The sequence below is a fragment of the Bacillus sp. C1 genome, assembly GCF_054570475.1.
On the sequence record NZ_JBTMZT010000003.1, the window covers coordinates 499,856 to 514,732 of the forward strand.

A 14,877-nucleotide genomic window follows, 5' to 3' on the forward strand; every position below is an offset into this window, starting at 1 on the left:
CACCACCACCTTCCATTTATTTTCTCAATTGAAGCCCCATTATAAAATCAACAAGAAAATGTGCAAAGATTGTTATAAATAAATTTCCTGTCCATTGAAACACATAACCAAATACAAAACTAATCATACATACAAAACAAAATAAAAATGGCTTCATCACGTATCGAATATGTAAAACAGCAAAAATCAAACTTGCAATGATAAGTCCAAAATGAGTCTGTAATACCCCCCGGAATAAAAACTCTTCGGCAAATCCAATAACAAGCGTAATAACGCATAATTGGAGTACTGAAATCCCTTGGAACATTCGCTCATTAATTCCACCATCATCAAACCACGACTCTGGAAACACTTGCATTGCGATATAATCAAATACAACAACACCACTCGCGACCATGCCGCCTATTATAAATATAGAAACGGGTTCCCATTTCCATAAATCATAAAATTCATTCCTATTTGGAAATAACATATAGGCTAAGATGCAACCAATACCTATAATTATTAACTGTGTTATGTAGAGATTAAGCCGTATTTCTTTCGGACCTATGTCTTCCATATTACGCCTTTGAATATTCATCATTCCTCCGTTCTCTCATACCAAAGAGCAATTGTAACTCTGTTTCCCAATTATAGTCGAAAATTGATTGTCTTGCTTGTCTTTTTTTGTAATCTTCTTTTGAAATACCACAATAGTCACAGCAATTTTCCATCTCACTTTCCTTCTGATAACCAAATTGCTGTAACATTTTTTCTCGTCTACATCCTTTAAATTGCAGCCACGATTTCATATTTTCTAATTGACTATACTTATTTCGAAGACGCTCGTTCACTTCTAACATTAATTTTTTCACTATCTCATCTGACAAGGATTCCATGATGAGCTCATTTTGTTGTATGATTTTCATCTTTTCTAAATGATAGCGGACAAAACGCCAATGTTGTTCACTAAACCTTGCCGCATTATAACAAATTTCTTTCACATCTTCTATTGGTAATACTTGTGTTTGAAACACCTTTTCTTTTAGTAAAGAAAACAAAAATTGAATCTGTTGTTCATTTGGTAATTCATCCTCAATAATAGAAACTGGTAGATCGTGATCCAACGGGCTACAAAGTAAAATTGCAATACTTTCATCTCCATCTCTTCCCGCCCTACCAATCTCTTGCAAATAAGAAGCAATATTCGCTGGATAATGAAAATGAATAATATATCTTGTATTCGGTTTGTTTACCCCCATGCCAAATGCACTTGTACATATAACAAGTTGTAATTGATCATTCATAAATTGCTGTTGAATTAACATCCTCTCTTCATGTTCCATTCCGCCATGATAAAATGCAACATCTGTTATACCTTTACCTCTTAAATATTCTGTCAGACGCTCCGTCCAGGCCCTGCTAGAGCAATAAATGATTCCTGGTCCTTGTAAATACATAACTTGCGTGAGAAGTGCTTCCTTTTTTTCTTCTATTGTTTGTACAAATTGCACTTCCATTGCAATATTCGGACGATCAATCGAATACAAATGCTCTGCTACATTTGTAAGTTTCAAACTTTTCGCAATATCTTGTAACACTTCTTTTGTTGCAGTAGCTGTTAATGCTAATACCGGAGGATGCCCAATATCCGCAATAACTTGATCTAATTTTTTATAGTCCGGCCGAAAATCATAGCCCCATTGTGAAATACAATGCGCTTCATCTACAACAAATAACGAAATATGAATCCTCTTTAGTTCTCTTATTATTACTTCAGATTGCAGCATTTCAGGTGAGACAAAGACAAATTTATAAGAAGATAATTTCCTTATTGCTTTCTTTTTTTCAATTACTGTCCGAAAACTATTAAACGCAATTACACGGTCCTTCACTATATATTTAAGCTGAGCTACTTGGTCTTCCATTAAAGATAATAACGGCGAAACAATAAGTACTGTTCCAGTTTGCATCAAACCAGGTAGCTGATAACACATGGATTTTCCTCTTCCAGTGGGAAGCATCGCTACAACATCTTTTCCTTGTAATAAATCTACAATAACTTCTTTCTGCCCTTGCCGAAATTCGTTATAACCGAACCACTTATACAAATCAGCCTCAAGACTCATTTACAACCTCCATTTGCGCTAATACAAGGCGGATTTCAAAATAAGAAACCCCTTCTCCTACAGCTTGCTTTAATACACGTAACTTACGTGTTTGTAATGTCTCAATAATGCGCTGCACCTGCTTGATTTTATTTTTTTTCATAAACATTTCAATAGAAAAATCTCTTTCTCTTAATGCGATTTCTACAAAATGGTCTTCGATTGTTGCAACTTTTAAATTTCTAATTGTTGCAATTTCCTCTAAAGAACGCCCTTGTCTCCAAAGCTGATATGTTTTCTGAGTAGATAAACTAAACAAATCCGCCCTTTCATTTGGATAAGAAATAATCTTTGTTAATAACGGAAAATCTTTTTCATTCTCTCGAACAGATTGAATGATGAAATGAATGGTACCCCAAAATAACAAGTATACGCGAAATACATCTTGATTTGTAATTTCTGCAAGCTGTTTTAATGTGTATCCAATCCGTTCATACCCTGTTAGTCGATATGTAAAAATCATTGCTTCTACCGGCAAGGTATCCTGCAGTAACATATGTACCTCTTTCCATAAGCTTTCTGAAAGTTTGCCTCTTGCATACGGTATTCCGATGAGAAATCGCTTGACCCACATCATGATTTCTGGATCTTGTTGAATCGGAAGGAATTTGCTATTTTTATGTTGCAAGTTTGACACAGTTTGAACAATTAATGAAAGTCGTTTCCAAAAGAGTTCACCAACATCTCCATAGTGTAAACCGTGTAAATACTGTGGAAAATAAAATGTTTTCTCCAAGTTTTTTACTTGTTCTTTTCCAGCATACGTTAACATGTACGTATTTTCGTTTACACTTTGAACCCAGCCTTTATGTAATATATCTTCAATTTCCTGATCATAATCTACACGTTGTAATGACTTATATATTCCAAATAAAAAAGAAATGTGAAATATATTTCCGTCTTGTAACGTTTGTGAAGAACGTTTTCCTTTTAAAAGGTGATAAATGGAAGAAACAGTTCGTTCACCATCTAATTGTTTTATACAATACAATAACGTATATTGTAATTGCATCACAGCCTCCACCTTTCCCTTACATGTATAACGCTATTCACTAATAGTAATAGCTCAATTAACCAATACTTACTATCAACGGGGATGAAAAGCCCTAACTGATAAAATTTCTATTCTATATTGTCTATTGTATCAAACTGTACAGCATTTAGGCATTTTGAAAATCTTGTGAAATAACTTAAAAATAAGTTGACACTCTAATTGATAAGCATTATCATTATAATTTTATGTTGAAAAGTTTGAAAAACCGTTTTACAATAAGGTTATAATTTTTATAACGACTATTTTCACATACGTATTATCAGGAGGGAAAAGATATGGCAAAATATACAATTGTTGATAAAGACACTTGCATCGCATGTGGAGCATGCGGAGCTGCTGCACCAGATATTTATGACTACGATGATGAAGGAATTGCATTTGTAACATTAGATGATAACCAAGGTATCGTTGAAATTCCAGATGTATTAATCGATGACATGATGGATGCATTTGAAGGTTGTCCAACTGACTCAATTAAAGTTGCTGACGAAACATTCGATGGTGACGCTTTAAAATTCGAATAGTCTTTTTATTAACTTCAAAAAATCCCCCTCATTTTTATGAGGGGGATTTTTTGTTTATTCATCTAACTAACCATTTAAACCGTCGTCAGCAGGATGCTCCTAGCTGACGACCAAAATTTCTACGCATTTTTCATTTTTGCAAATAACCATACCTTTAAACGTGAAAACAACGCTACAAATACAATTGTTACAACAATTCCTTTAATTAAATTAAATGGCAGAATCGCCGCTACAACCGTTTGTCGCATACTACTACTAGACATAGCAGGCTGATCTAAAAACCAAGTGTACGCTGGTAAAATAATGAAATAATTTAACACACCCATAATGATAGACATCATAACCGTTCCTAACATTAACCCCGTTGTTAAACTTTTCACTGTGCGATGCTTACGAAATAAAAATGCTGCTGGACCAATAAATAAACATCCCGCTACAAAATTAGCTACCTCTCCAATTGGGACCCCTGTTAAACTACCTTGAATTCCATAGTGAAGGATATTTTTTATCCCTTCTACCACTACTCCTGCAATCGGACTAAAAAGAATTGCTGCGATTAAAGCTGGCACATCACTAAAGTCGATTTTTAAAAACGGCGGAAGTCCTGGAAACGGAAAATCCAACATCATAAGCAAATACGCAATACTACTAAGCATCGCTACACTCACCATTTGTACTACACTGTTTTTTTGTTTCATCTTTCTCTCTCCTTTTCCATCGATCATCTCATGGAAAGTGGAAAGGTTCTGCTATGCCCATTTTTCATAATATGAAAAAACCCTTTGCGATTTACACAAAGGGAGAATTTTTAGGCACATCAAACAGACGTTCAAAGAACTATCTTTTTTGAACGCTTGAACCTCCATCTTCTCCCATCCAGACTGTACTGTCGGCTTTGGAATCTCACCAAATCCTGCCTTAACGGCTCGCGGGCTTAGAACGAAAAACTTCTGTTCATCACCGCCGGTCGGGATTTTCACCCTGCCCCGAAGATAGACCGATATTCTATTTTCCTCACCATTATACAACATCCTCATTCAGTTGTGAATAAAAATGTTTATAACTTATGAATAGTAAGTGGTATTTCGGTAGGAATCTATACGTTTAAAACAAATCTTACAATATTTTAAGCTTACTACCAGCGAATTATTTGACCATATAATCCATATTTTTTACAATCTGGATTTTTCCTATGTAATTCCCTAGTCATCCATACAGAAAAGTGATAAGATATTGAATTGTTAAGATAAGAGCATTTTCTTAATACGGAGGAAATGTCATGAAGAAGGAAAAAAGACAATCGATTCAAGAAACGATGAAAAAAAACTTAAGAAAAGAATACTTTTATTTAAAAAAGGAATTACTTTTCTACTGTCCAATTGATTTAGGCGCATTTTCTAGAGAAACATACTATGCTACTTTTGACAAAGAAGGAATTAGTATTTATCAGTATGATAAAACAACAGAAAGTAAACTAAAGCTATGCGAACGTCATCCTTGGAAAAGTTGGGACAGAGTGAAAGTTGATCACTATTTAACAACATCACAATTTGTTTTCCAAGGAAAACGGAATTGGATTCTCTCTCTCTTTCATAAAGGGAAAGAAGCCCAAAAAATAATTGAAGAACATACTTCTTTACAAACAGAAGTTGTTTCCCGATCCTTTTTGAAAAAGCTTCCTGGTTTTCGTTCTAATACAACTTTAAACAAATATATTGGCAGCATATGTTATACTGCACTTATTGCATTTTTATTAAAATGGATGATTCCATTCCAACAAATACAAGTTGCCTTGTATTCTTTTTCAATCGGTTGCATGCTTCTTGGTCTACTTTGCTTTACAATTGGACTAATCGAGCCAACCATTGTATTATTTCGAACGAGGGAAAAGACGAGAGCAAAGGTCTTTTATTATTATAGCTATTTAGCGATTTCTGGGTTTATATGCGTCTTTATTTTTTGGTAAAAAAGGCTAGTGATACTAGCCCTTTTTTAATTTATGTATAACTTTTGATTTGGATAAATTTGATTTTGTTGTAATGTATTTTTCATTTTTATATCCTGAACAGTTATACCAAACTTCCGGGCAATACTAACCAGTGTATCCCCTTTTTGTACAATATATATTGATACCGAGGCCACTTGATCTCTTTCTTCATTTAAGACAAGCAACGGATTCATTGCATTTCTTTTTCCAAATGTCCAGGCGCCTTTATGGACTTCCAAGTGCAGATGTGCACCTCGTGATTCACCCGTGTTTCCTACTTCACCAATTATCTCGCCGCTTTCAATTCGGTCTCCTTGAAATACATATCTCTTATTTAAATGAGCGTAAACAGCCTCATATTCTCCATGTTTAATAAACACTACATGTCCATAACTATTTGAAAAATAGGATTTTGTTACCATTCCCTTTCGAATTGCCGCAACCGGCGTTCCAACTGAAGCAGCTATATCAATACCATAGTGTTTTCCATTTCTCGTTCCAAAATAGTCACTAATTCTTCCATCTACAGGCCACGTCCATCTCCCGTCTTCAGCATAAGCATATATTTGAGAACTAAACAACAATCCAAAGACAAGCACCCCGATTTTTAAGCCTTTCATATACATCCTCCATTTTTTGATAACCGTCACGCTTTCTCTATTGTGGTATATTACGGAAAAAAGTATACAAAAAAGAAGTGAATTACTCCACTTCCTTCTCTTCCTTTTTTCGAAAAACAATTGCACTTCGTTTATATTCGACATCGTTCACATGAAGACGAGCATTTATCACTCTAGCAATTGCAAATAAATAATCAGATAATCGATTCACATATCGTAATACCACGTCGTTTATTTCTTCTTTCCTTCTTAAGGATACAATCTGCCGCTCAGCTCTTCTCGTCACCGTACGAGCAACATGAATCATCGCAGACGCTGAGCTCCCACCAGGTAAAATAAAACGCTCTAACGGCGGAGCTTCTTCTATGTAACGATCGATCTGTTTTTCTAAATATATAACCATTTCGTCCTTTACTGTATACCGCATTTTTTGTTGCATAATTGCTAAATCCCCACCACAATCAAACAACTCATGCTGAATCTTTTCAAGCTCACCATGTATATCTTGAAATTGTTCTTCTTGAATCATAGTCATCGCATATCCAATATAAGAGTTCGCCTCATCAATGGTTCCATATGCTTCTACACGGATATCGTCTTTAGCAACTCGTCCACCAATAACACTCGTTTGCCCTTTATCTCCTGTTTTCGTATATAGTTTCAAATTTTCTACACCTCTCTTTTTAATTTTTATTCCTTACACTAGCTATTACTAATGTAAGTGTGGATTTTAGAAATAAATTAAAACCTTCTTTTGTTTTCATAACTGCAATTTATACGCTAACAAATCAACATGGATTTCTTCTTTCCCCAATCTTATCTTTTTGTCTCTCAATCCAATTTCACAAAGAGACCACCATCTACAAATAGCATAATAAAACAAAAAGCTCTAATATTCTTCATTCCATTGAGAAAATATTATAAACTCAAAAAGAATAAAAAATACTAGAACTTCAGTACTCACTCACAACAATATCACTTATATTGATTGTTCTGGTAAATATACGGAGAATGTTGTTCCTTCTCCAACGATACTCGCTATAGAGATTTTCCCATCATGACCTTGAACAATATTTTTAGCAATTGCAAGTCCTAAACCAGTCCCGCCTGTTTTCCCGCGTGTCCTTGCTTTATCAGCTTTATAGAAACGATCAAACAAGAATGGAATATCTTCTTCAGGAATACCAGCACCTGAATCTTGGACTTCAAAGACTAAACCATTATTTTTCGTATCAATAACAAGTTTTACATGACCACCTGCATTTGTATGCCTAATCGCATTATCAATTAAATTCGTTAATACTTGTTCCATACGATCTGGATCAAATTGATGTTCTGCAATTTGGTTACGGAAATCCACAGTTAACTGTACTTCTTTATCCTGTGCAATCCCTTGAAATTTACGGGCAATTTTCTCAACAAATGGATGAATATCCACTTCACATATATGAAGCTCTACATGACCACTCTCCATACGTGCTAGATCTAAAAGTTCATTTACAAGACGCCCTAAACGTACAGACTCATCGTAAATAATTTGTACAAATTCATTTATGTCTTCTTTCGATTGAACAACATCATCTAAGATTGCCTCACTATACCCTTGAAGCATAACCATCGGGGTACGCAATTCATGAGACACATTTGCAATAAAATCTTTACGCATTTTTTCAAGACGACGTTCTTCTGTCATATCTCGAAGTACCGCCACAGCACCACGAATCTTCGTTTGATTATATAACGGTGTCATTAGGACCACGTAGTTACCCTTTTGTAAATTAATTTCAATACCTTGCTGTTGCTCACTTTCTACTACAAGATGGAATAATTCCACAAGTTCCGGTGGTAAATTCCTACTTAATTCTAACTCTTTTTCTTCTTGCCAAACTTGTAAGAAATGTTCGGCGGGCGGATTGATAACAACAACCTCACCCTCTTGATTCAGCGTTACAACTCCATCCGCCATACTACTTAAAATACTAGAGAGTTGTTCTTTTTCTTGTTGCAATGCATTAATATTAAACTTTAATTGTTTTCCCATCTGATTTAAAGCTGTTGCTAGTTCTCCTATTTCATCCTGTGAAACCATAGGAGCTTTCGTATCAAATTTTCCACGCGCTACTTCAAAAGCCACTTCACGCATTTTTCGAAGTGGAGCTGTAATCCGTGTCGATAAGAAAAATGCAAAAAACGTGGTTAAAATAATTGCAATTCCCGCTGATAGAAAAATAAAATCTGTCGCTTTTTCCATACCTTGTTTTGGGACTTGCAATGATTGATACACAAACACCGCGCTATGATTTGATGATTGCAGCGGCTTACCAACAATCATAATGTCATTTTCAGAATTTTTGTTCGATTTATCATCAGACACTTTTTTTATTGTTTCTTTATTTTCTTTTTTATCAATAAAAACAGCTGCTAACTCTTTATCCTTTTTCAAATCGTCTATCGTAAGATGTATCAATCCTTCTTGTTTCGGCGAAGAAGAAACTTCCTGATCCTCTTTCACAATAATAATTCGTGAGAGCGGATCAGTAAATTTATATGCAATACCCTCTATCGTCTTTTCGTCTGCCCCTTCTTCAATTAATTCTGCAACACTTGTAGCTACTTTTGTAAGCCGTGTTTCACTCATTTCAATATAGTAATTATCAAAAAACTGCGAAAGCAAAATGGCAACAAAGCCAAGAACAAATGAAACAAGAAGCAATATTGTCATCCACAGCTTTCCTACTACACTTCTCCAAAGCATCAGTCGTTCACAACCTCAAACTTATAACCAACACCCCATACAGTTACAATCATTTTCGCTGCATCAGATGATTTTTTACTTAATTTTTCTCGCAAACGCTTTACATGCGTATCTACTGTACGTAAATCTCCAAAGAATTCATATTGCCATACTTCTTTTAACAATTGCTCACGATCAAATACTTTATCAGGAGCCTTTGCTAAAAATAGTAACAATTCGTATTCCTTTGGCGTTAAATTGACTTCATCGCCATCAGCTGTAACACGATGCGCATCGTTATCAATTGTTAAATGAGGGAATACAATCACATCTTTTGTAGTTGTATCTTGTGTAAAGAATGTTGTTGTGACCGAACGTCGTAGTACCGCTTTTACACGAAGAACTACTTCGCGTGGACTAAATGGCTTTACGATATAATCATCCGAGCCAACTTCAAATCCTTGCACTCTGTTTACTTCTTCACCTTTAGCTGTCAGCATAATAATTGGTGTTGCTTTTTTCTCACGAATCCCTTTACACACTTCAATTCCATCTTTTCCAGGCATCATAATATCTAATAAGATTAAATCGTAATCATTTTGCAACGCTTTTTCTAAAGCAGTATCGCCATTGTCAGCCTCATCGATTATATATTGTTCTCTTTCTAAATACATTTTCAATAAACGACGAATACGATCTTCATCATCTACAATTAAAATTCTTGGTTCGTTTCCCATTGCTTCCCGCTGCCTGAAAAAAACATAACAACGGTTCACACCTACCTTTCTATAATATACTACTGTTCTTACTCTTATCTCATAAATAGACAATTCTAAAGTGTTATACTGCCACTTTAGTAATTCTGCTTCACAAGAATACTAAAATTCGTTCATTTCTTTTCCAAAAATATGTATTTTTTTTGACCAAGGCATTTAGGCCTCGACATCATTTTACAAAATCACCCTTTATATTGCCATGGTTTTCTCAAAAAAGAAAAGAAATTGACAAAAATAAAATAGGAAAGTGACAACCACCTTCCTATTTTATCACGTTCAACTGTATAGGGATAACATCCTATGCGTACGAATGTAAGCCAGCAATAATTAAATTTACAACGATGAAATTAAACATAATTATCGCAAATCCAATTACTGCAAGCCATGCAGATTTTTCTCCATGCCAACCTTTAGATAAGCGTAAATGTAAAACAGCAGCATAAAAGAGCCATGTAATAAGTGCCCACACCTCTTTTGGATCCCATCCCCAAAAGCGTGTCCATGCAATTTGCGCCCAAATCATTGCAAAAATTAAAGCTCCTAACGTAAAGACGGGGAATCCAATCGCAATAGATCGATATCCAATTTCATCAAGCAAATCACTGTTAACATTTTTCACTACTGGCTGAAGGGCCGCTGATACTCTTTTTCGTAAAATGAATCGTAATACAATATATAGTCCCGTTCCAATAAGCACTGACCAAATCACTGTATTTAATTTCTTTGCATTTATGATAGCAGGCATTTCTGCAATAGGTTCGAATTTTCCGGTTGTTATTAACTTCCCTTCATGAGGTCCAACTAGCGCAGGGAGATTATATTTCATCTCTACTTTTTGTTCATTTTTATCCACCCATTCAAACTTCGCTTCATATTTCGCTGCCGAATAAACCGTTGTTATCGCTATAAATCCGACTGTGCAAACGAGTGTAAATACGACTGTCTCAAGCCAAAATGTTCGTTTCGTTCTTGTTGATTGATCTACATTTTTAAGTAAATACATGACACCTGTAATAAAACTAATCGCTAAAATAGCCTGTCCAGCCGCTGCCGTTGTTACATGTATATGTAGCCAATTACTTTTCAACGATGGAATAAGAGGTGAAATTTCTCTAGGAAACATACTTGCATATGCAATTAATAAAAGCGCTACTGGTAATGCAAATAGTCCAATTATGCTTACACGATACATAAAGTACATAACAATAAAAGCACCAACAAGCATCATGCCGAAAAATGTACCAAACTCAAAGAAATTACTTACCGGCGCATGTCCTGAAGCGATCCATCTCGTTATAAAATATACAGTTTGAGCGGCAAATCCTAAAATTGTTATGGTTATGCCTATATTTGCCCACTTCCGTCCTTTTTCTTTAATCGCTCCGCCGAAGAATAGTGTTGCAATTAAATATAAGATAAACGCGGCAAATAGAAAGTTACTGCTTATTTGCACCATATATTCTCCCCACCTTAACTAATTTTTTGATCATTTACTTTGTCGAATGGTTGTGGAATTGTTGTTCCTTCAAGGACTTTCTCGATATCTTTCCGCAAGCCAAACCAATTTTTATTTGTATGCCCGGCAATCCACCATTCATCTTTAACACGTTGTATCCAGATGCGACGATGGTTCCAGTACATCCCTTGAATTACACCAACCATGAAAATAAATCCTCCGACCCCTAAAATCCACAGTGTCAAATCTTTTCTTACAATAAGCCCCGTTGCATTTCGCATTTCTACCCCAGCAAAGGTCATTTTATATTGATTGTTTCCTTCTGGTTCTATATTTTGTTGTATACCTACAAAACTTACTTCTCCTTTTGGCGTCTCTGGTGTAAACATTTTAAAAACGAAAGCTGGGTTGTTTGGAATCTTTGTTTTTGTATTCGGTTGACCATTCTCATCAAAATAAAAATCAGGAAAATAACTTAATAACTTTATAGAATACCCATCTCCTAAATCGTATGTTTCTTTTGGATTTTCTAAGTTAACAGTAATAGGTCCCCACTTTTGATTATTATCTTTTTTCTGCAAAGTAAACGACATACTACTAAACTCGTTCTCTTTAAAATCAAGTTGATATATGGCAAACTGATCAAACTTGAGCGGTTCATTTACTCTAATTGCACTTTCCTTTACCTTTTCTAACTTCGGTTTTTGCCCTGCAATATTTTCCCCTACAGTTTTATACAATACAGCATTTGTTTGATAGTTTTTAGCAATCATTTTATCGCCTACACGATCAATCGCATCATTAAATACTTTAGCATCTTTATCTTTATCATAAACTTCTTTTATAAACTTTTCGTTCTTCAAATAATATTTCCCATCTGTTCCTGGTATCTCTCTCGTTTCCCCATCGCGTAGCCATAGCGATTCATCCACATACATACTCGGAAGGAATCGTAACATTGCTCCGAATAGAAAAATAATAAGACCGATATGATTCACATACGGACCCCAGCGCGAAAATCTTCCTTTTTCCGCTAAAATATTTTCGCCTTCAGCCCTTACATTATAGTTTCTCTTCATTAAATTCGTTTGAATCTGTTCTAAATCCCCCTCTTTCGCGGAGCCTGTCCCATACAATCTTTGTCTTTTTAAAAAACTTGGGTGTCTTTTTACTCCCTGTTTTTTTAAAGCTTTATAAAGCGGAATTACACGATCTAAACTACAAATCACAAGCGATACGCCAATGGAAGCAATTAAAATCATATACCACCATGAGCTATATAACTTGTTAAATCCTAATTGATAATACAATTGTCCTAAAAAACCATATTCCTGTTCATAATATTCACTCGGCGTAACACCCGGAGGTATATACATTTCTTGTGGAAATATCGTTCCAACAGCTGATGCTAATAGAGTGATAACAATAAGCCATATCCCTACTTTTACAGATGAAAAAAAACGCCAAACTTTATCCACTATCGTTTTTGTATGAGTAATAGAGCGCCTAGCACTCCCCTCATATCGCATATCTAATAATCTTGTATTTTCCTTGTTTTCAAAAGGTTTTCCACAAGCTTCACAAAAAATTGTGCCTATTGGATTTACATGCCCACATTCACACTTTATCTGTTCCAACGTCCTCACCGCCTTTTGTTTCTATTGTACCCCCTAAGCACAAGTTACCTCAATAATCAGAATTTTCAAAACGGGAACCAAGACGAAGCAAAGCACCCTCATCTCTCAAACTTACTGCCACATTATGTATATATAAATCCAATTTGATTTTCTAACAGATACATGATGGTTATGAAGAACAGACAGAGACCTTCACTCATTTTCTCCTTCTGTTTTCACATGGAATGGGACTAAAAAAGGCACTGACCGCTTCTATCCATGGCCGGATCCTCTCATCCACCTGAAAAGAATGGTTTGATGTGCGTTTTTTAATTTGGATTCATATATCTTTATTAAGGAGTAATTTTCTTTAAATATTCCTCCATTTGTTCCTTCGTTTGTGTACCAGTAATTTTCTCCATTACCTTTCCTTCTTTATCAATTAGAAATGTTGTTGGGAGTGGACCAACGCCATATGTACCAATTATTTCTTGCCCTTTATCAATTGCAACAGGGAACTTTAGTCCATATTGATTCACAAAGTTTTTCACTGCAATATTCGTTTCATCTGCATCTAACGCAATGATTTCAACGCCTTTTTCTTTATATTTAGGATATAATTCATTCATATAAGGCATTTCTTTTTCACACGGTTTGCACCACGTTCCCCAAAAGTTTAAAAACACACCTTTTCCTTTCAGGTCATTTAACTCCATTTTCTTTCCTTCTAAATCTGTAACAACAAAGTTAGGTGCTTTTTTCCCGATTTGCATTTTTTCCTTATCAACAAAAAAACCTTGATAAAGTGTAAACCCTACTGCCACGCTTAAAATAAGCAAAATCAGAATGCGAAATAGTAAGCGATTTTTCTTCATACTCGCTCCCCTCTCTTTGATGAATTTGCATGTAAACAATTTCTGTAACTACTAACTTGTCTCTTACTTCGAGCATTCATTTCTTTTTGTATATATGTCTTCATAACGACTTGCAAAAAGATTGGTTTAACTAACCATCCGTGCGGAGATGAAACTCCTCCACGGACGGAAGTTTCACTTTACCACTTATCTCGGTTTTGTAGAAGCAAGCGCACGTAGTTGTTTTACTTCGTGAGGTGACAATTCTCTCGCATCACCTGGGCGCAGGCTTCCTGCTTCTAGGAAAGCATAGCGTTCACGTTTTAATTTCATTACTTTACATCCAAGCGCTTCGAACATGCGGCGAACTTGACGATTACGTCCTTCATGGATCGTTAATTGTACAATTGCCATCTCTTTGCGTTTATCCCAAGAAAGAATTTTCACACGTGCTGGCGCTGTCTTTCCATCTTCTAATACAACACCTTTTTCTAACATTCGAATTTTCTCTCCTGTTAATGGCCCTTTTACTTTTGCAACATATGTTTTCTCAACTTTATATTTTGGATGCATTAATATGTTGGCAAAGTCACCATCGTTTGTCATAAGGAGTACACCAGACGTATCATAATCTAAACGACCGATTGGGAATAGACGCTGTTTGATTTCAGGGAAAAAGTCTGTAACAACTTTTCTTCCTTTGTCATCTGATACACTCGAAATAACACCAGTTGGTTTATATAGTAAGAAATACACAGGTTCTTCTTTTTCAAGAGGAACATTATTTACTTCTACTTTATCTTGAGGAGTTACCTTTGTTCCTAACTCAGTCACTACTTTACCGTTAACTTTCACTTTTCCTTGCTGAATAAGCTCTTCAGCTTTTCTTCTTGACGCAATTCCAGCTTGCGCAATCACTTTTTGTAATCGTTCCATTTCCTTAATTCACCTCAAATTTATCTTACCTTCATTAGAAAGACTTGGCAACCGCCTAAGGTTTACTGCGATTCTCCTCGTCTATCATAAACAACATGCCTATAGTGCAAACCGCTAAAGGTTGAATGCTACTTTTACCCTTTATTATTGTTTACATTCATACAGTTGTTCAC

General features: G+C 35.4%; 14 protein-coding genes and 1 riboswitch. Of the genes, 2 read left to right on the forward strand and 12 right to left on the reverse strand.

The window, feature by feature from the left end; all coding sequences use genetic code 11:
- Positions 1–16: 16 nt before the first annotated feature.
- The 3 genes from ACX5JI_RS13525 to ACX5JI_RS13535 are packed head-to-tail and all read right to left on the reverse strand — an operon-like array spanning position 17 to position 3,159.
- A complete protein-coding gene (locus ACX5JI_RS13525; protein WP_459501543.1) occupies positions 17–580 on the reverse strand; it encodes a CPBP family intramembrane glutamic endopeptidase in 564 nt (187 codons plus the stop codon).
- On the reverse strand, positions 561–2,108 hold the full coding sequence (locus ACX5JI_RS13530; RefSeq protein WP_459501544.1) for a RecQ family ATP-dependent DNA helicase: 1,548 nt from the start codon (positions 2,106–2,108) through the stop codon (positions 561–563). The genes ACX5JI_RS13525 and ACX5JI_RS13530 overlap by 20 nt, the downstream gene beginning before the upstream one ends.
- Positions 2,098–3,159: a YpbB family protein gene (locus tag ACX5JI_RS13535; protein ID WP_459501545.1), complete on the reverse strand. Its 1,062-nt coding sequence runs from the start codon at positions 3,157–3,159 to the stop codon at positions 2,098–2,100. Before ACX5JI_RS13535 ends, ACX5JI_RS13530 begins: the two co-directional genes overlap by 11 nt.
- 317 nt (positions 3,160–3,476) lie before the next feature.
- Here ACX5JI_RS13535 and ACX5JI_RS13540 point away from each other — a divergent pair, with 317 nt between their 5' ends.
- A complete protein-coding gene (locus ACX5JI_RS13540; RefSeq protein WP_020059638.1) occupies positions 3,477–3,725 on the forward strand; it encodes a ferredoxin in 249 nt (82 codons plus the stop codon).
- A gap of 119 nt (positions 3,726–3,844) precedes the next feature.
- Here ACX5JI_RS13540 and ACX5JI_RS13545 read toward each other — a convergent pair whose 3' ends face one another.
- Complete coding sequence (locus ACX5JI_RS13545) at positions 3,845–4,423, reverse strand: ECF transporter S component (protein WP_459501546.1); 579 nt, start codon at positions 4,421–4,423, stop codon at positions 3,845–3,847.
- A gap of 162 nt (positions 4,424–4,585) precedes the next feature.
- Positions 4,586–4,723: riboswitch (FMN riboswitch) on the reverse strand.
- 281 nt (positions 4,724–5,004) lie between these two features.
- Between ACX5JI_RS13545 and ACX5JI_RS13550 the strand changes: the two genes are divergently transcribed.
- Positions 5,005–5,691 carry a hypothetical protein gene (locus ACX5JI_RS13550; protein ID WP_459501547.1) on the forward strand — a complete coding sequence of 229 codons (687 nt, stop codon included), beginning with the start codon at positions 5,005–5,007 and terminating at the stop codon, positions 5,689–5,691.
- 26 nt (positions 5,692–5,717) lie between these two features.
- On the opposite strand, the gene ACX5JI_RS13555 is transcribed toward ACX5JI_RS13550, so the two are convergent.
- From ACX5JI_RS13555 to rluB, 8 genes are all read right to left on the reverse strand, one after another.
- The gene (locus ACX5JI_RS13555) at positions 5,718–6,332 is read right to left on the reverse strand and encodes a peptidoglycan DD-metalloendopeptidase family protein (RefSeq protein ID WP_459501548.1); all 615 of its coding nucleotides are present in this window, start codon (positions 6,330–6,332) and stop codon (positions 5,718–5,720) included.
- A gap of 82 nt (positions 6,333–6,414) precedes the next feature.
- Positions 6,415–6,996, reverse strand: coding sequence for a cob(I)yrinic acid a,c-diamide adenosyltransferase (locus ACX5JI_RS13560; RefSeq protein WP_459501549.1), 582 nt, complete (start codon positions 6,994–6,996; stop codon positions 6,415–6,417).
- A 315-nt stretch (positions 6,997–7,311) separates the two neighbouring features.
- Positions 7,312–9,087, reverse strand: a complete 1,776-nt coding sequence (locus ACX5JI_RS13565; RefSeq protein WP_459501550.1) for an ATP-binding protein — start codon at positions 9,085–9,087, stop codon at positions 7,312–7,314.
- Positions 9,087–9,803 carry a DNA-binding response regulator ResD gene (gene resD / locus ACX5JI_RS13570; RefSeq protein ID WP_459501551.1) on the reverse strand — a complete coding sequence of 239 codons (717 nt, stop codon included), beginning with the start codon at positions 9,801–9,803 and terminating at the stop codon, positions 9,087–9,089. Before resD ends, ACX5JI_RS13565 begins: the two co-directional genes overlap by 1 nt.
- 337 nt (positions 9,804–10,140) lie before the next feature.
- Positions 10,141–11,298 carry a c-type cytochrome biogenesis protein CcsB gene (gene ccsB / locus ACX5JI_RS13575; RefSeq protein WP_459501552.1) on the reverse strand — a complete coding sequence of 386 codons (1,158 nt, stop codon included), beginning with the start codon at positions 11,296–11,298 and terminating at the stop codon, positions 10,141–10,143.
- 14 nt (positions 11,299–11,312) lie between these two features.
- The gene (locus ACX5JI_RS13580) at positions 11,313–12,935 is read right to left on the reverse strand and encodes a cytochrome c biogenesis ResB family protein (RefSeq protein ID WP_459501553.1); all 1,623 of its coding nucleotides are present in this window, start codon (positions 12,933–12,935) and stop codon (positions 11,313–11,315) included.
- 332 nt (positions 12,936–13,267) lie between these two features.
- Positions 13,268–13,789, reverse strand: coding sequence for a thiol-disulfide oxidoreductase ResA (gene resA / locus ACX5JI_RS13585; RefSeq protein ID WP_459501554.1), 522 nt, complete (start codon positions 13,787–13,789; stop codon positions 13,268–13,270).
- Between the two features lie 186 nt (positions 13,790–13,975).
- Positions 13,976–14,704: a 23S rRNA pseudouridine(2605) synthase RluB gene (gene rluB / locus ACX5JI_RS13590; RefSeq protein WP_459501555.1), complete on the reverse strand. Its 729-nt coding sequence runs from the start codon at positions 14,702–14,704 to the stop codon at positions 13,976–13,978.
- Between the last annotated feature and the right edge of the window lie 173 nt (positions 14,705–14,877).

Coding starts and splice junctions, on each gene's coding strand:
- ACX5JI_RS13525 (WP_459501543.1), bottom strand. CDS start 580: ATGAATATTCAAAGGCGTAATATGGAAGACATAGGTCCGAAAGAAATA.
- ACX5JI_RS13530 (WP_459501544.1), bottom strand. CDS start 2,108: ATGAGTCTTGAGGCTGATTTGTATAAGTGGTTCGGTTATAACGAATTT.
- ACX5JI_RS13535 (WP_459501545.1), bottom strand. CDS start 3,159: ATGCAATTACAATATACGTTATTGTATTGTATAAAACAATTAGATGGT.
- ACX5JI_RS13540 (WP_020059638.1), top strand. CDS start 3,477: ATGGCAAAATATACAATTGTTGATAAAGACACTTGCATCGCATGTGGA.
- ACX5JI_RS13545 (WP_459501546.1), bottom strand. CDS start 4,423: ATGAAACAAAAAAACAGTGTAGTACAAATGGTGAGTGTAGCGATGCTT.
- ACX5JI_RS13550 (WP_459501547.1), top strand. CDS start 5,005: ATGAAGAAGGAAAAAAGACAATCGATTCAAGAAACGATGAAAAAAAAC.
- ACX5JI_RS13555 (WP_459501548.1), bottom strand. CDS start 6,332: ATGAAAGGCTTAAAAATCGGGGTGCTTGTCTTTGGATTGTTGTTTAGT.
- ACX5JI_RS13565 (WP_459501550.1), bottom strand. CDS start 9,087: ATGCTTTGGAGAAGTGTAGTAGGAAAGCTGTGGATGACAATATTGCTT.
- resD (WP_459501551.1), bottom strand. CDS start 9,803: ATGGGAAACGAACCAAGAATTTTAATTGTAGATGATGAAGATCGTATT.
- ccsB (WP_459501552.1), bottom strand. CDS start 11,298: ATGGTGCAAATAAGCAGTAACTTTCTATTTGCCGCGTTTATCTTATAT.
- resA (WP_459501554.1), bottom strand. CDS start 13,789: ATGAAGAAAAATCGCTTACTATTTCGCATTCTGATTTTGCTTATTTTA.
- rluB (WP_459501555.1), bottom strand. CDS start 14,704: ATGGAACGATTACAAAAAGTGATTGCGCAAGCTGGAATTGCGTCAAGA.